The organism is Clostridium sulfidigenes (assembly GCF_052067195.1).
Lineage (GTDB): Bacteria > Bacillota > Clostridia > Clostridiales > Clostridiaceae > Clostridium_J > Clostridium_J sulfidigenes.
This window is the reverse complement of record NZ_JBQHQR010000007.1, coordinates 164,298-181,253: the sequence shown is the minus strand read 5'-3', so window position 1 is coordinate 181,253 and position 16,956 is coordinate 164,298. Positions and strand designations below refer to the sequence as shown.

The following is a 16,956-nucleotide window of genomic DNA, read 5'->3' as shown; positions in this document are numbered from 1 at the left end:
AGAAAAAGAATTCATGGTTCTATTGGTTATATAACGCCTCAAGCTAAAGAAGATTTAGTTAAGGCGTCAAATTTATAGAAATATCGTGTCCAAAATATTGACGTAAGTCCAATAGGGATATATTTAAAGTTTTACCTAGGAAACTAGTTAAATATAAACCTAGTTAACTATATAACTAGTTAACTAGTTGTTGGCGCTGTACGGGTTTGTGGGTTTTTTGAATATTTTTCATATGCATTTTAATAATTTAATAGGAACAAAATTTATTCATTTTGTTCCTAATTTGGGTAATGGGTAACATTTTAGTGATGACGTGTCTTGTTGGAGTCACTTGCTAATGGTTTTATTTATAATTGTACTACCATTACATTTTCATCCCACATTATTTCGTCAGTTTCTTCAAATCCAACACTTTCATATAACTTCTTTGCAGATATATTTTGGGGCGAAACTGTTGTATAGAATTTTATATTGCCATATTCAACTTTTATTAAGTCAAGCAATTTTAGCATTGCTTTTTTCCCTAATCCTTTACCTTGAAACTTTTTATCAATCATAAATCTAAGTAACATTGGTTTACTTGTATCTTCTTCAATTCCATATAAAAGAAGTCCAATTAGTATATCATCCTCATAAATGCATTTTGCATTCCAATTTTCATATAATAAACTTAAAATGATTGAATTATAATTTGGTGCAACAATTCCTTCTTGTTCTTTATAAACCTCTAAATTATTACATTCGCACCAATTTTCTTTTGTTACTTGTTTTAACATAATTCCCATAGAGTTTCCTCCCTATTTTTAAATTTGAGATAATAAAATCAAATAAATCTCTAGATGTTATTTTGATTTGTTATGGTTTACATATACGACCTATTTATTAGTGTATCATTATAGTAAACATAATACAAATTACTATAAAATATTGAAATATATACCTTATCAGTAAGAGGAAAACAATCCTCTGAAGACTAGAATTTATCGACCTTTACTTAACTCAAAGAGACAAACATAATGAATTAACTTTATTTTGAATTTATGGTATTATGATAGGGTGACTTCTATATTAGAAGGAGTTGCATTAACCGTTTTTGCATTCTTTTTTACAGGCTATTTTTCCAGTAGTTCGTAAAATGAATTAACCACATTATTTATATTTATTAAGGAGGATCTAGATATGAAGAAAAAGAGTATTGGGTTACTGGTTATATTGGTGATAATTATTATAGGACTGATTTCACGACTATTTCTTATCCCAAAGGATTTTAAAAGTATACTAGATATTGATTTTACAAAAGTAGATAAGATACTTATGAGCTCTGGAAACTATGGAAAAACTGTAGAAATAACGGATAAACATGAAATAGAAGAATTTTTAAACCAGCTTGACAATACTAAAGTTAAAAAAAGCTATAGCCAATCAAGAAAGACAGGATATTGTTTGGAAGCTAGATTGTTTATTAATGATAAAAATGTAGTTTCATTTAATTATGGTTATGATAGGATTACTATTTACAAAAATGATAAAGAAACAACATATATTTCTAACACAAATATAGATATAGATAAAATTAATGAAATAGAAATAAAATATAATTTGAAAAATTAAATAAGTAAGATACTCTAGCAAACATAAAATAAATCCTTGAAATTTTACTCTATGTTTAAATAACCCTTTTATATTATAGAATATCAGTATAAGATGGTGATAGATTTTGATGAAGAAATTTAATATAACGGGAACTTGTATACCTAATAAACACTATAATGAATAGTTATAAGCATTTATGCGACAAGTTATTGACAACTTACGTATAATATATATATGATAATACAAAACAGTAAAAAATTATATTATTTAATTTTTATTCGATAATTACCAGCTCTAATACTCCTATCTTCTTCAAAGTGGGAGTAAAGAGATGCTACGTCCCTGGATAAGGATTTCTTTATATAATATATGATTGGAGAAGTTAATATGAGTAATAGGATGTTAGATAAAAATAATATACCTACGGAAAAAGAGATTTTTGAATTCATTGGAAATGATACGAAAAAATTATTTAAACAATTTGAAGAAACCTTTGATAAACAATATGATATGCAAAAGGAATTAAAGTTCCCATTTGGAAATAATTACGGTTGGGGATATAAGTATTCACATAAAACCAAGCACTTATGTTATATCTTTTTTGAAAGTGGCGATATAGATGTAATGATGCAAATAAGTTCAAAAGATAAGGAAAAACTCAATGAAGTAATTAATGGAGGGTTATCTTTAACTAAAGAACTATGGAAGAATAAATATCCTTGTAGTGATGGTGGATGGATTAATTACAGACCTAAAACAAAGGAAGATATAGAAGAGATAATAAGATTATTAGCTTTTAAAAAGAAGCCTGTTGTAAAGTAATACTAAATTTAATCTTCTGTTCTTTACCTATTATTTGAAGTCCTTCACTGGCAAATTTATTATAATAGCTTATTAATTGATAAAAAGTGTTATTCTTTGTAGGATGGGGCACTTTTTTTCTTTGCTTTTAACTTCTATATCAAGACTAAGGAATCTAAGCTTAATTTTTAATTGATGCAACCACTGGTTTACAGCTAAAGTAACTAATATATGCTTGTATAATAGCAAATAGATAGAGATAATTAGACATGAGGTGGTTACTTTGAATTTTAAAGAAAATCTAAAAAAATTAAGAAAAGAAAAAAATATATCACAAGAACAACTTGCAGAAAAGTTAAACATATCACGTCAAGCAATTTCAAAGTGGGAATCAGGTAAAGCATATCCAGATATAGATAATCTTATATTATTAAGGGATATATTTAATGTTAGTTTAGATGAGTTGATGGTTAATGAAAAAACAGATAAAGGAAAAAGCATAAATCAAGAAGAGTATGTATCTAGTGATAACAAAGATAGTTATGATGAAGAAGATGAGGATGAAGATTCAGTAAATTTAATGCTTGGAGGTTTTATAATCGGGACAGGTGTTGGTGTGATTACAGGGAATTTTATGTGGGGAACTGCAGGGACTTTTATAGGTATGGGAATAGGATATGTGTTAGAAGTTATTAGAAGAAAGAATAAAGAAAAGAGATAATTTTATTTTTTAGGGGGGTATAGTATATGGAAATATTAAAAGTTAATGGGTTAACTAAAGTATATGCTTCATTTAAGGGAGCAAAAGAAGTTAGTGCTTTAAATGGATTAAATTTCACTATTAATAGTGGTGAATTTGTAGGCATAATGGGGCCAAGTGGAAGTGGAAAGAGTACTTTACTTAACATTCTCTCAGGTGTAGATAAGGGTACTTCAGGTAATGTGATTATTAATAATAATGATATTAGTGAAATGAAAAAGGACAAACTTGCTTTATTTAGAAGAAAAAATATTGGATATATTTTTCAAGAGTTTAATTTATTAGATAGTTTAACTGTTGAAGAAAATATATCATTACCTCTTATATTAGATAAGAAAGATCAAAGTGAAATAGAAAATAGTTTAAATGATCTTATGAAGTATTTTAATATATTAGATTTGAAGAAAAAATATCCTTATAATATTTCAGGTGGTCAAAGGCAAAGAGTTGCTGCTGCAAGAGCATTAATTAATAATCCAACTATAATCTTTGCAGATGAGCCAACAGGAAATTTAGATTCAAAATCAGCAAATGATGTTATGACAACTATAGCCAAAATGAATGATGAAAAAAGTAGTACAGTGTTAATGGTAACCCATGATCCCTTTGCAGCTTCTTTCTGTAAAAGAATTATATTTATAAAAGATGGAAAAATAAAAATGGAAATTACCTCTGATGGGAACCGAAAGAAATTATTTGATAAAATTCTAGAAGTTCAAAGTCTTATAGGAGGAGATAATTAATGACCTTTCATGCTATCATAAAAAAGAATTTTTTCTATAATTTTTATAAGTATATATCCTTCTATTTTGTTAATTCCTTAATATGCGCAATGCTATTTATGTATGGAAGTTTAATGTACAATTCTGCCATAATCAAAGGTATTGGGAAAACATCAACATATGGCATAGTAAAGCTGGCATTAGTGGGAATTATCATATTTTCTATAGTCTTTATTACATATACCAATATATACTTTTTGAAAAATAGAGGTAAAGAATTTGGTGTGTATTTAACATTAGGAATGACATACAAAGATTTAACTAAAATGGTTATTATGGAAAACATCGGGGTTATGATAGCTTCTCTAGTTACGGGAATTGTTAGTGGCACAGTTTTGGGAAGAATGTTCTATATGGCTCTAAATAAAATGGTTAGTGGAGCTAATATCCAGTACACATTGAATTATGAGAGCTTTTTATTAAGTGCTGGTGTATTTGCAATAATATTTTTAGGAAATGTAATATTCAACATATTTTACCTTAGAAGTATATCTATTGTTGAAGGAATTAAAGCTGATGTAAAAAAGGAAGTTGGACATACTAATGTATTTATTGGCGTAGTAACTATATTGATTTTTATGGCAGCTTTATATTATTTACCTATTATTATCCTAAAGGGAAATATTGAGAATGTTGCACCTATAATACTAGGATTATTTTTAGTAATTATAATTTGTCCATATATAATAATTGGTGCAATCATTACCTTGATCAAAGCTATTTTAAAGAAGTTTCCTAATATATATAATAATAACTTGTTGGTTTTAAGCAATTTATCTCATAGATTTTTAGCATATAAAAACATATTGTTTATTACTTCTCTACTATTAGCTGGAGCTATGCTATTTGTAGGATATAGTTATTCAATTTATGTTTCAACTAGGGAATATATTTCAAATGAAAATCCATATGATATTATGTTTGTTGAAAGTAACAAGTATAACAGTGTAAATAGAGAAGATGTTGTAAATGTTGTTAAAGATAATGGTGGAAGTATAGATGAATACAAAGAATTAGAATATATTGAAGTACCTGTATTTAAGGAAGAATCGGGTAATCTTAGTGTTTTAAATACTAGACATTCAGTAATTAGCCAGTCAAACTATAATAAACATATAGGAATAGATATTAATATTAAACCTAATGAGGCATTATATGTTACAGTTGAAAATGAAAGTAAAGACTATAAGATTCCAAATTTGATTTTTTTAACTCTTAAGGATAATAATCTAGAAATAGTGAATAAGTTAGCACTAGAACATGGGACTTTGATAGAGAAAGAACAATTTGATGAACTTGTTAAAGAATCTCACTCTTTGAAAATAAACGCTGATAAAATTAGAAAAGAAAAAGGTGTGCAATTCACTAATTTTAGATATGGTGGAGAATATGATTCAGGATTCGCATTTATTCTTAACGATAATGACTATAATATGATAAAGAAAAATGTAAAAGAAGAAGCCATTAAAAACTTACATTTAATGAATGTAAGGAATAAAGATGTTGCCTTTAAAGGATTACTAAACTATTTAAAAGGTGTTAACGATTTAGATAGCACTTATTGGAATGAAGGTCAGCTATGGGGTGGTAAGATATCTGAGGATGAAAGAGGAACCTTGGAAGCATATAGGCCACTTTATAGAGAAGAGTTAATCAGAATGCAATTAGATGATAACGGTATGTTATTATTCACTACGATTTTTATAGGAATACTATTTATTATAACTAATGGAGTAGTATTATATTATAAAGTAATTTCTGATGTTAATGAAGAGAGAAAAAGAAACAGTATCTTATTTAAAGTTGGAATTTTGGAGAATGAAGTACAATCTATTATCAAGAAGGAGTTAAGAATAATTTTCTTTGTTCCCATATTTATAGGAGGAATGTTAGGAGTATATTTCTTATATATTATGGTATTTAATAGTGGAATCACTGAACTGTTAATGAAGAAGTCAATTCTTACTCTTCTTTTAGAAATTTTAATTCAGTTTATATTCTATAAAATAAGTAAAAATAAATATATAAAGGAAGTCAATAGTGTTTAATCAATAGAAAATATTTTTACTGAAGTTAAGGCATGGGATTACAAGATAATCACCATGCCTTTAAAATCATTGTTATTAAAAGAGATTACTAATATTCTCTTAGATAGGAGATACCTACTACAGCATTAGTATCAACAGTTTCATTACCACTTTCATAACTTATTATAGGATGAACCAAATTTACAATGAAATTACCTTTGCTAGAAGAAAAAAATAAATTTGTGTTTTTTATTTCATTATTTTTATTAAATTTCTCTCTTTCTTTTTTTATATCATCTGGTAATACTTTGTAAATTAAATCTAATGCCTCATCATAGGTTATGTCAGTTGGATTAACTTCACATGCATAGGTGTAATCTTCTAATATATATCCATATTTTTTATCATCAATATTAGGGATTTCATTTAAAAGTGAACTAGATACTAAATCATCTTCACTCTCGTAGAAATAAAAGGACTCTGGTACTACTTCGTATGTTAAATCCTCTTTTTTTACATTCTTATATCTTTCTGCAATTACAGTATTATCTATTTCATCTTTGTCAGTATTATCAATAATAGGACTACTAGCAGAAATATCTTTATTTGGTTTATCTTCTTTTACATTAGGTTTATCAACACAACCTACCATTAATAAGGACATTGTTGCTATACCAATATAAATAAGTTTAAATTTTTTCATAAAAACCTCCGAAATTTTTTATAGTGATAATGGAATGATTACTTTTTTATTATACTTAAGAAATCAAGTCTTTCATCATTGTCTTTAAAGGCTTCATAGGGTATTATCAATAAAGATTTATATTTCTTATTTAAAACATATATCTTATCATTGTTTTCAAATATCTTAAAAATAGATTCAAAGTGTATTTCTGTTTCAGAGTTATCTACTGCAACTACAAACTTATCAGGTTTTAAAGTCACTTCTTTTTCTTTTATAAGATTTGGTTTTTTTTCAATACCTAGTTTATAGGCTTTTTTTATTCGATTTAAATAAAATTTAGGTTCTAATTTAATTATGATATTCAATAATATAATTAGGATAATAACTACTAATGTGCCTATAACTACATCACCAATTACCTTAACATCAAAAGAAGATTTGTATATAAGTGAGAGTAAGTATAGTATAGTACATAGGCAATATAGATAACATGCATATAAGGCTATTTTTCTAAATTTAAAATAAAAAATTCTGCTCTTTTTAATTGTATCTAAGAAATAATGAAATTCTATCCAATCCTCTAAACTACTAGTATATTTAAGAGTCATTAAATCACCTCAGCTTTCAATTAATTTTTGATACCATTTAAGCCATCTTCTTAATTTATTAATTATCTATAATATCTAATACCACTGATGCTAATTTATATTATACCAAAAGTATCTTCTTATTAAAATATAATGGTATGAAATACAACTTATGGAATAACACCTAAGTACATATTAAATTACTTCCTGTGATATCTTGAACCTATTGAAAAACTGTAGAAATAACGGATTGAAATGAATAAGAACGAATGTTTGTGTTTATAATTAATATATAGCTATAAAATATATTTAATTTGAGCTCTTTTTACTATATAATTTAATTATAAAGGACGGTGCAAACTTGGAATCAACAAAGGAAAAAGTTAAACTGGATCAGGTATTAAAGTTTTTGTTTTCCACCTCTAATAAGGTTTTAATTAACCTATTAAATGGAGTCTTTGAAGAAAACTTTAATGTAGATGAGGTTAGTTTAACTGTAAGTAATAATGAGTTTATTGAGGACACCTTAGATGTATTAAGAGGAGATATGTTCTTTAAGATTTCAAAAAATGAAAATCAAAAAGTAAGTTATCACCTAGAATTTCAAACTAAAAATGATAGCACCATGATAGTTAGAATGTTTGAATATGGCTTTAAAAAAGCAAAGGAAGAAGCAGATGAAAGCAGCCATATTAAGAAGATTATTTTTCCTAAACAAAAGGTCATATTTTTTGAAGAAAATAAAAATATAGAGGATAAATTAAGGTTAAATATAGTATTTCCGGATAGTCAAGAAATTGATTATACAGTACCCGTGCTTAAGTATTGGGAATACTCAGATGATGAACTTATACATAAAAAGATGTATCCGCTTATTCCACTACAATTATTTCAATTAAAGAAGGAATTAATAAAGGCAAACAAGAATAATAACATTGAAAAGATGAAAGAATTATCCTATAAGGCAAAGAAACTAGCAACAAAATTGGCTAATGAATCTAAGGAACTCTTCGATTCTAATGAAATCCTAGGAGAAGACTTTCATAAAATGCTGTTAGCAATACAAAATTTAATAGAATACCTAAATAGAAATTTTATTAAAGATGAAATTTTAGAAAATGAGGTGAGTAGAATGACAAAAACATTATATGATCCAGAGGTTGAAAAGAGGGGCATAGAAAAGGGAATAGAAAAAGGAATTAATAAAGGCAAAGCAGAACTGTTAATTAAGCAATTATTAAAGAAGTTTAAAAATATACCAGCAGAGTATGAGGATAAGATAATGAATTTACCTATTAATATCATTGATAAGATTGGTATGGATATTTTTGATATAGATTCTGTGGAGGAATTGGAAGAGTATTTTAAGCTTACTAAAGTATAACAAATCATACAAATAAGTAATAGTATTTATATCATTTGTATTGTATTTAATAAGCTTAAATAAAGAAAATGAAGTTAAGGCATGGGATTATATGATAATCACCATGCCTTTAAAATCATTGTTATTAAAAGATAAATACTAATATTCTCTTAGATAGGAGATACCTACTACAGCATTAGTATCAACAGTTTCATTGCCACTTTCATAACTTATTATAGGATGAACCAAATTTACAATGAAATTACCTTTGATAGAAGAAAAAGTTACTATAAAATTCTCAGAGTTTATGAAGCATGAGTACTCTGATAAAAACGAAGCTTTTTTAGAGGCAGATGGAAGACTACAAAGAGAACGTGGTTAGCTCTAAAAATTTTTAACTATAGTTTTTCTATATAAGAATATAGATTAAGATGTATTTAGAATATATACAAAGATATATAAAAATGGTGATAATATTGGAAAATTAGTGATAATACTGGAAAGTTAGGTTTAAAAATAACCCTTTCATGTAGTTATTAAAGAAAAGTATGCCTATTTATGTAATAATATAGTAGAGATTAATAATTATACGAGGAGGATAAAAAGATGAAAAAAAATAATTTAAAAAGGGTTGTAATAAGTTTATGTTTACTTTTAACAGTCCTTGGTTGTAATTTGGGTTTTAGTTCTAAGGCTTTTGCACAAGAAAATCTTATGACATACTATGCAAAAGGTGTTCGCGATAGTTTTGTTTTAGACTGGTATACTAATACTTATGGAACCTTTGAATTAAAACGAGACGGAAAAGTAGATATCCATAATAAAATTGAGAAATGGAGTACTAGTGACAGAAGTCGCCAACATATGGTATTTGAAATCTGGAGAAGAGTTGGAGTAGGACAATATGAACTTTATCGTACTAGTCAAACAATAGGTGGAGATGGCTGGTATCCTGAAACTTTTAATCTTAGAGCTGGAGTATATAAGATTAAAATTAGATCCCTAGATACAAGCGCTTATGTTGACGTATTTGGGACTGTATGGCTTAATAACTAATAATTAATTTAAATTTAAGAGGTAGAAAGTAATTATGATATTACTTTCTACCTTATTTTTTCTTATGCGCCTAGCATGGCTTAGTCTAACGGGTGTAAGTTCTTAGCATGGGTAATCGCTCTTTACTCCTACTTAAAAAAACATGGGAATTTAGAGCAGGTAGTCATGGTATAGATTAATATGTCTAAATATTTATTTTATGATTGCTAGAGTAAATTTTATAGTATATTAGTGCTTGACAAGAAAAATCATCAATGATAATATAGATACCAACGGTAGGTATGGAGGTGGATGCTGTATGGCACGAAATAAATATCCAGAAGAAACAGTTAACCTAATCTTAGAGGAAGCATTGAAGCTCTTTATTGAAAAAGGTTATGAACACACTTCAATTCAAGATATCATCAATAATTTAGGGGGGCTTTCCAAGGGGGCAATCTATCATCATTTTAAATCCAAGGAGGAAATTTTTCAATCAGTATGTGAGAAGATTGGCAATGAAAACACGGCTTATTTCAATAAACTCCGTGATGATAAGACAATGACTGGCTATGAAAAGCTAAAAATGATGATTAAAGCCGGCTACGCTAATCCGGGTAGTAATGCGATTATAGCAATGTCAAACAAAATTATGAGTGATCCTAAATTTGTGATGAAACAAGTTATAGAAATCTATGAATTGATTGTACCATGCTATATTGAGCCTATTATCAAGGAAGGAATAAGTGATGGTTCAATTGAAACCGCTTATCCAAAGGAACTTGCTGAGGTTATCATTACGCTAATGAATATTTGGGTAAACCCTGTGTTTGCAAAATCTACACCTGAAGAAATGCGTAGGAAAATGGAATTTTTCAGTGTGCTTTTGAATGGAATAGGAATTGATATTTTAGATACAGAGACTATCTTACAATATGTTGAGTACAGTAGTCGCTACAATGGTTAAAAAATAACTGCTCCTCAGGGGGCAGAATATTTTTAGTAAAATACATACCGAACGTCGGTATATGAATGAGGAGAAGTTTATGGAACATCAATTTGCAGTGCATACAAACAGACTATGCAAGGAATTTTATGGCAAGACCGTATTAAATCGTCTAGAAATGAAAGTTAAACAGGGTGAGATTTATGGCATATTAGGCGTAAATGGAGCGGGGAAAACAACCCTCTTAAAGCTTATGGCTGGGCTGCTTGAGCCAACTGAGGGTGGTGCGTATGTTCTGGCTAAAAATGCTTGGGCCCAAAGAGACCAGGTACTCGGTAACATCGGCAGTCTTATTGAGGTACCGTATTTTTATGAGCATATGAATGCTGCTCACAATTTGTCCATTCATCTTAGATATATGGGGATGGATGCAGATATATCAAAAGCCCTTGAACGTGTCGGTCTTGGTGATGTGGGCGATAAACCAGTATCAAAGTTTTCTCTTGGTATGCGTCAGCGTTTAGGCATTGCTAGAAGTATGATACATAGTCCCAAGGTATTGCTCCTTGACGAGCCCATTAATGGACTTGATCCTGTTGCAATTAAGGAAATGAGAGATTTATTTATTTCCCTTAAAAATCAAGGGGTGACAATTTTACTTTCAAGTCATATTTTAAGCGAAGTTATACAAACCGTTGAAAGAGTTGCGGTCATTGCAAATGGCACGTTAACCCTTGAAGCTAATGTGAAGGACTTAATTGTAGAGCATGAAAACAATCTTGAAGATTTCTTAATTGAAAAAATGAGAGGAGGAAAATTATAATGATAAAACTTATAAATTTAGAACTTGAAAGAAACAAAATTAGATCTTATATTGTGGCATCCTTTCTTATTTTGATTTTTGGATTTGGATTTTGCTTTTTAACAGCATATATACCACAAATTGAACAATCACAGCAGATGATCCAAATTAGAGGAGGCGTTTCCCTGCCTACAGATTTGAGTATGTTTAGCCAATGGAATAATTTTATATCTTTGATTTCCATACTGTTTGTTGCTGCATTCGGTGTCTTATCTGCTATTATGCACGCTAAATTTACAGTTGAAGAATATACTGGGAAAAGAGCAATTCTATTGTTCTCATACCCAATAAAGCGAAGCAAAATTCTCTTTGCAAAATGTAGCTTTGTGTTTTTCTTCACTGCCATTGCGGTATCTATATGTAATATTGTTGCAATCAGTATGTTTGCTTTTTTATCAAATACTTTTCATATTTTACCCAATTTGTTTACAGGTGGAATGTGGCCAAACCTACTTGTTACAACAGGAGTTTCAGCACTGCTGGCAGCTTCAATAGGTCTTATAGCAATGCGTATAGGATTTTGGAGGAAGTCATTGGTAGCTACTGTAGTAACATCCTTTCTGTTAATTATTCCATTTGGCAATATGATGTCGTTTATACCTGAAAATTCTTTGCAAATCAGGCTAATAGGAATGGTTGTTTTACTAGTGTTAGGTCTTGTAGTATTTATGGAGCTGTTGTCAAAGGTAAATAAGATGGAGGCATTGTAATATGGAACAAACTAACCTATTTAATAGGAATTTTACACTTGTAGTAATCGGACAAATCATTTCAATGTTTGGTAATGCAGTCTTGCGATTTGCGCTTCCTCTCTATCTTTTGCGAGAAACAGGCTCAGCATCTCTTTTCGGAATTGTAACAGCGTCCTCCTTTCTTCCCATGATTTTTCTCTCATTTTTAGGAGGTATTTTGGCCGATAGAGTGAACAAGCGAAATATCATGGTAGCACTTGATTTTTTAACGGCAAGCATTGTTTTTCTCTTCTTTATGGCTCTTGGAAAACTACCTATAGTTCCGCTGTTTATTGCTGTTTTAATGTTACTTTATGGCATTAGTGGCACCTATCAGCCAACAGTGCAAGCAAGTATTCCATTGCTGGTTTCAGGAGATAAAATTTTATCAGCAGGTGCGGTAGTCAACCAGGTTGGTGCACTGGCAGGGCTTTTGGGACCTATTATTGGTGGTATGTTATTTGGTACTTTTGGCATTGTACCCATCCTTCTCATTAGTATTGCTTGCTTTTCTGCCTCTGCTATAATGGAGATTTTTATACACATACCCTTTGAAAAAAGAAATAATGCAATGAAAATATCTACAATTATAAAAAGTGACTTTCTTGACAGCACAAATTATATGAAAAAAGAAAAACCAGTCCTCATTAATATCATTGGTCTGGCTACCATTTTCAATCTGGTGCTATCATCAATGTTGATTGTTGGCATGCCTATTCTAATTATTGGCACACTTAAAATGAGTGATGAGCTGCTTGGGTTTTCACAGGGAGCCATGGCACTTGGCGGACTTTGCGGCGGAATCTTAACCGCCGTATTCAGCAAAAAACTAAAGCTTACAAGTTCACACATTTTGATGTTTCTTTGCAGCCTATCCGTGGGGGTCATGGCAATTCCACTGCTACTAGGCATGGCAAACATGGTCAGCTATGCGGTAATTACAGCCACAAGCTTTGTCATCATGGCACTTGCCACAATGTTCAGTGTACAGATGATTGCAGCAGTTCAAAGTGAAACACCGCCAGAGCTTGTGGGAAAAGTAATCGCAGTGATGATTTCTCTCTCCATGTGTGCACAACCGATTGGGCAAGCCATATATGGGGTAGCTTTTGATCAATTTTCAAATCATACAGGGATTATTCTGCTAGTGGTTGCAATTCTATCTGCAGCCATCTCCATTACATCAAAGGATATATTCAAAAATATGGATGCATCATGATAGTTCTTATTATGAGCAATCCCTCTAAAACTAACCTAAAGTCCCTACTAAAGTAAAGCTTATTTTAGTAGGGACGTGATAATGCTATTTTTTACGTTTTTCTATGGGCAATACAATTTGCTATCTTTTATCATTTTGAGTTACAATAAGTTTAAAATATCATAAAATATATTTATTATGGACAAAATAAGTAAAACTGAAGGTGGCAAGGTTTATGATTTTAGATAAAGAAACTTTTTTAAGTAAATATCATCTTAAGAATGAAGAGATTATAAAGAGTGGAATAGTTTGGGACACTTTAGAAGAAATATATATGGATTTCAATATGTATAAGGAGACTTATGAGACACAAGCAGAATTTATAGCAAATACACTTAGGGCGCATAAGAAAATACATACGGTAAAATCTAGAGTAAAGGATTCTGAAAGGCTTATTGAAAAGATTATTAGAAAGACAGAGGATAGAAAATCAAAGTATGGAGAGGATTTTCAATTTTCTGTTTCTAACTATAAAGAAGAGATAAATGATTTGATAGGTATTAGAGCCATACATATATTCAAGGATGATTGGGAAGATATACATAATTATATTTTGGGAACTTGGAAGGTTGTTGAGATAACTGCTAATGTTCGAGAAGGCGATGATACAAAAATATTTGAAGAATTAAATATACAAATTAATTCTAGAAAATCAGGTTACCGTTCTGTCCATTATCTTATAGAATTTTTTCCAACTAATCAAAAGGTTATAGCCGAAATTCAAGTAAGAACCATATTTGAAGAAGGCTATGGGGAGATTGACCATCAACTTAGATATTCTCACAAAGAGATCCCAGAGGTCTTAAAATTAAATCTTTTGCTATTTAACCGTATAGCAGGAAGTTCCGATGAGATGGCATCCTTTATAAATATGCTAAGCAAAAACTTGATGGAAATGGAACAAAAGTATGAAAAGATAATAGATCTTAAGGATAAAGAGATAGAGGATTTAAAAAGACAGGTAACTATAAATAAATAAATAAATGTTACCAAAGTTAATAACTAATTAAAATAAAAAAATATAGATAAGATCCATGTGTATCTTATCTATATTTTTTATTCTTAAATGTTTTATCAATGAAGTTTAAAAAATCCTGTTCATTGCCTATAACAAAAGAATTTTTAGAGAAGGAATTAACCCCACCAGAATAGTCTCTTATGATATATAGATTTTTAGAAATATATACCTTATGAACATAGCAATATCTTATAGTAACTACAGATTCCTCATAGTTTTCGTGAGAATAAGCCTCTGATGAAAGTTTAGTGAAATATGTATCGTAAAAGCTATAGGTTATAGTACTATCTTTAGATATTTTATCTTTATTAAATATATGAATATTAATCAGAGTTGAGATTTCAGGTAGTTTCCAATAAAGTAAAAAAACAAAGATATTAACCATTTGATGTGGAATAAATTTAAAGTACATTATTAATCCTTCAACAAAACTAATATCATATATATCCATTCTACCATTAATAAATCTGTATGCAGTAAGAGCTAGTAAAATAAAAACAGATAAACAGCCAATAAAATAAAGTTTTTTATTAACAACTTTATTTACTTCAATTAAATTGTTTGTTGTACAATTAGTTGTAAACTTAAAATGCAATTCCTCATTTTCCAAAAGTTAAACCTCCTTTATTATAGACTTATATGGCAATGAATTTTCTAAAAAAGACATAAAATCCTTAATATTACCTAAAGTAAGTGAGTTTTTAGGTAGAACTATATAGCCCTTTAATGTATTAGCTTTTATAAGAAATAAATTCTTAGTAATATATATATGAGAAATCATTTCATAATTAAATGTGTATGGTGTATCTATAATATCTGCATAAGCACCTATAGAAAAATATGTTTCATAAAAACATGTGGAAAATATAGGATTTTTTAATTCTTTAGGTCTTATAACCTCTGTGGTGTTTATTCTAATCCATGCATTTACTTCAGGCATTTTTATAAGATATAAAATAATAACAAGGTCTATAATTAACAATGGAATGTGTGAAAAATACATTTCTAAAGCCTCCACAAAGGATACCTTATATAAATCAATTACATATAATATAAAAGTTAATGCAATTATAGAAATGATAAGAATTATAACTAAACGACTTAAAAAAAGCTTTTTTCTGCCTATGATTATTTTTGCCTCTGCCAAATTCTTTACGGAGTCTTTAGTCGAAAATTTAAATTTTAATTCTTGGTTTTCCAAGTCTATTTCCTCCTAACTTAACTAACTTAATATGTATAAATAATGAAATGATTATTTTAAGCCATGTTCTTAATTTATTCATTATATATAATACTAGTACCACTACTACTAATTTATATTATACCAAAAGTATCTTCCTATTTAAATATAATGGTATAAAATGCAACTTATGGGATAACTCTTGAGTACGTAATAAACTACTTCATTTGTGCTTTGGAATATATGGAAAAACAGTAGAAATAATGGATTGGAATGAATAGGAACAAATGTTTGTGCGTATAATTAATATATAGCTATAAAATATATTTAATTTGAGCTCTTTTTAATATATAATTTAATTATAAAGGACGGTGCAAACTTGGAATCAACAAAGGAAAAAGTTAAACTGATAGTCAAGAAATTGATTATACAGTACCCGTGCTTAAGTATTGGGAATACTCAGATGAGGAACTTATACATAAACAGAGTTCTTAGCTTCTTCGAAGCTTAGAAATCGTTATCCAGGGACGTAGCAGCTCTTTACTCCCACTTTGAAGAAAGTGGGAGTATTAGAGCTGGTAGTCATCGGATAAAAAGATGTATCCGCTTATTCCACTACAATTATTTCAATTAAAAAAGGAATTAATAAAGGCAAACAAGAATAATAACATTGAAAAGATGAAAGAATTATCCTATAAGGCAAAGAAACTAGCAACAAAATTAGCCAATGAATCTAAGGAACTCTTCGATTCTAATGAAATACTAGGAGAAGACTTTCATTAACAGAGTTCTTAGCTTCTGTGAAGCTTTAGAAATCGTTATCCAGGGACGTAGCAGCTCTTTACTCCCGCTTTGAAAAAGATGGGAGTATTAGAGCTGCTAGTCATCGGATAAAATGCTGTTAGCAATACAGAATCTAATAGAATACTTAAATAGAAATTTTATTAAGGATGAAATTTTAGAAAATGAGTTGAGTAGAATGACAAAAACATTATATGATCCAGAAGTTGAAAAGAAGGGCATAGAAAAGGGAATAGCAGAAGGAATAGAAAAAGGCAAAGCAGAATTACTAATTAAGCTACTAATAAAAAAATTTAAAAGTTTACCAGACGGATATGAGAATAAGATAATGAATTTACCCATTAATGCCATTGATAGAATTGGTATGGATATTTTTGATATAGATTCAGTGGAGGAATTGGAAGAGTATTTTAAGTTTAGCGAATAATAACAAATGATATAAATAAGTAGCAGTATTTATTTAATTTGTAATGTATCTAATAGACATAAATAAAGAAATTGAATTTAAGGCATGGGATTATATGATA

20 protein-coding genes are annotated in these 16,956 nt (G+C 29.1%); 15 read left to right on the top strand and 5 right to left on the bottom strand.

Going from position 1 to position 16,956, the window contains the following annotated elements:
• Positions 1-347 precede the first annotated feature (347 nt).
• Positions 348-785: a GNAT family N-acetyltransferase gene (locus tag ACTNBA_RS10685; RefSeq protein ID WP_441073995.1), complete on the bottom strand. Its 438-nt coding sequence runs from the start codon at positions 783-785 to the stop codon at positions 348-350.
• A 394-nt stretch (positions 786-1,179) separates the two neighbouring features.
• Here ACTNBA_RS10685 and ACTNBA_RS10680 point away from each other — a divergent pair, with 394 nt between their 5' ends.
• From ACTNBA_RS10680 to ACTNBA_RS10660, 5 genes are all read left to right on the top strand, one after another.
• Positions 1,180-1,611, top strand: coding sequence for a hypothetical protein (locus tag ACTNBA_RS10680; RefSeq protein WP_441073994.1), 432 nt, complete (start codon positions 1,180-1,182; stop codon positions 1,609-1,611).
• 369 nt (positions 1,612-1,980) lie between these two features.
• Positions 1,981-2,415, top strand: a complete 435-nt coding sequence (locus tag ACTNBA_RS10675; protein WP_441073992.1) for a DUF3788 family protein — start codon at positions 1,981-1,983, stop codon at positions 2,413-2,415.
• Positions 2,416-2,677: 262 nt separating this feature from the next.
• Positions 2,678-3,115: a helix-turn-helix domain-containing protein gene (locus ACTNBA_RS10670; RefSeq protein ID WP_441073990.1), complete on the top strand. Its 438-nt coding sequence runs from the start codon at positions 2,678-2,680 to the stop codon at positions 3,113-3,115.
• Positions 3,116-3,141: 26 nt separating this feature from the next.
• Positions 3,142-3,897 carry an ABC transporter ATP-binding protein gene (locus tag ACTNBA_RS10665; RefSeq protein WP_441073988.1) on the top strand — a complete coding sequence of 252 codons (756 nt, stop codon included), beginning with the start codon at positions 3,142-3,144 and terminating at the stop codon, positions 3,895-3,897.
• Entirely contained in the window at positions 3,897-5,984 is a 2,088-nt protein-coding gene (locus ACTNBA_RS10660) for an ABC transporter permease (protein ID WP_441073987.1), read from the top strand. The genes ACTNBA_RS10665 and ACTNBA_RS10660 overlap by 1 nt, the downstream gene beginning before the upstream one ends.
• A gap of 88 nt (positions 5,985-6,072) precedes the next feature.
• On the opposite strand, the gene ACTNBA_RS10655 is transcribed toward ACTNBA_RS10660, so the two are convergent.
• Both ACTNBA_RS10655 and ACTNBA_RS10650 read right to left on the bottom strand, forming a co-directional pair.
• Positions 6,073-6,666 carry a hypothetical protein gene (locus ACTNBA_RS10655; protein WP_441073985.1) on the bottom strand — a complete coding sequence of 198 codons (594 nt, stop codon included), beginning with the start codon at positions 6,664-6,666 and terminating at the stop codon, positions 6,073-6,075.
• 38 nt (positions 6,667-6,704) lie between these two features.
• Positions 6,705-7,256, bottom strand: coding sequence for a YcxB family protein (locus ACTNBA_RS10650; RefSeq protein ID WP_441073983.1), 552 nt, complete (start codon positions 7,254-7,256; stop codon positions 6,705-6,707).
• A 340-nt stretch (positions 7,257-7,596) separates the two neighbouring features.
• Between ACTNBA_RS10650 and ACTNBA_RS10645 the strand changes: the two genes are divergently transcribed.
• The 8 genes from ACTNBA_RS10645 to ACTNBA_RS10610 all read left to right on the top strand — a co-directional run bounded on the left by ACTNBA_RS10645 (position 7,597) and on the right by ACTNBA_RS10610 (position 14,409).
• Complete coding sequence (locus ACTNBA_RS10645) at positions 7,597-8,619, top strand: DUF4351 domain-containing protein (protein ID WP_441073982.1); 1,023 nt, start codon at positions 7,597-7,599, stop codon at positions 8,617-8,619.
• Between the two features lie 235 nt (positions 8,620-8,854).
• Entirely contained in the window at positions 8,855-8,980 is a 126-nt protein-coding gene (locus tag ACTNBA_RS10640) for a hypothetical protein (protein WP_441073980.1), read from the top strand.
• Between the two features lie 224 nt (positions 8,981-9,204).
• Positions 9,205-9,654 (top strand): hypothetical protein, encoded by a 450-nt coding sequence (locus ACTNBA_RS10635; RefSeq protein ID WP_441073979.1) that lies wholly within the window; start codon positions 9,205-9,207, stop codon positions 9,652-9,654.
• Positions 9,655-9,952: 298 nt separating this feature from the next.
• Positions 9,953-10,600, top strand: coding sequence for a TetR/AcrR family transcriptional regulator (locus ACTNBA_RS10630; RefSeq protein WP_441073978.1), 648 nt, complete (start codon positions 9,953-9,955; stop codon positions 10,598-10,600).
• Positions 10,601-10,679: 79 nt separating this feature from the next.
• Positions 10,680-11,402: an ABC transporter ATP-binding protein gene (locus ACTNBA_RS10625; RefSeq protein ID WP_441073977.1), complete on the top strand. Its 723-nt coding sequence runs from the start codon at positions 10,680-10,682 to the stop codon at positions 11,400-11,402.
• Between the two features lie 176 nt (positions 11,403-11,578).
• Entirely contained in the window at positions 11,579-12,151 is a 573-nt protein-coding gene (locus ACTNBA_RS10620; protein ID WP_441073976.1) for a hypothetical protein, read from the top strand.
• 1 nt (position 12,152) lies between these two features.
• Entirely contained in the window at positions 12,153-13,391 is a 1,239-nt protein-coding gene (locus ACTNBA_RS10615) for an MFS transporter (RefSeq protein ID WP_441073975.1), read from the top strand.
• 214 nt (positions 13,392-13,605) lie between these two features.
• Positions 13,606-14,409 carry a RelA/SpoT domain-containing protein gene (locus ACTNBA_RS10610; RefSeq protein WP_346879384.1) on the top strand — a complete coding sequence of 268 codons (804 nt, stop codon included), beginning with the start codon at positions 13,606-13,608 and terminating at the stop codon, positions 14,407-14,409.
• 64 nt (positions 14,410-14,473) lie between these two features.
• On the opposite strand, the gene ACTNBA_RS10605 is transcribed toward ACTNBA_RS10610, so the two are convergent.
• Positions 14,474-15,058, bottom strand: a complete 585-nt coding sequence (locus tag ACTNBA_RS10605) for a hypothetical protein (RefSeq protein ID WP_441073974.1) — start codon at positions 15,056-15,058, stop codon at positions 14,474-14,476.
• Positions 15,059-15,061: 3 nt separating this feature from the next.
• Positions 15,062-15,649 carry a YcxB family protein gene (locus tag ACTNBA_RS10600; RefSeq protein ID WP_441073973.1) on the bottom strand — a complete coding sequence of 196 codons (588 nt, stop codon included), beginning with the start codon at positions 15,647-15,649 and terminating at the stop codon, positions 15,062-15,064.
• A 576-nt stretch (positions 15,650-16,225) separates the two neighbouring features.
• On the opposite strand from ACTNBA_RS10600, the gene ACTNBA_RS10595 reads away from it, so the two are divergent.
• A complete protein-coding gene (locus ACTNBA_RS10595) occupies positions 16,226-16,411 on the top strand; it encodes a hypothetical protein (protein WP_441073972.1) in 186 nt (61 codons plus the stop codon).
• Between the two features lie 112 nt (positions 16,412-16,523).
• Entirely contained in the window at positions 16,524-16,856 is a 333-nt protein-coding gene (locus tag ACTNBA_RS10590) for a DUF4351 domain-containing protein (protein ID WP_441073970.1), read from the top strand.
• Positions 16,857-16,956 lie beyond the last annotated feature (100 nt).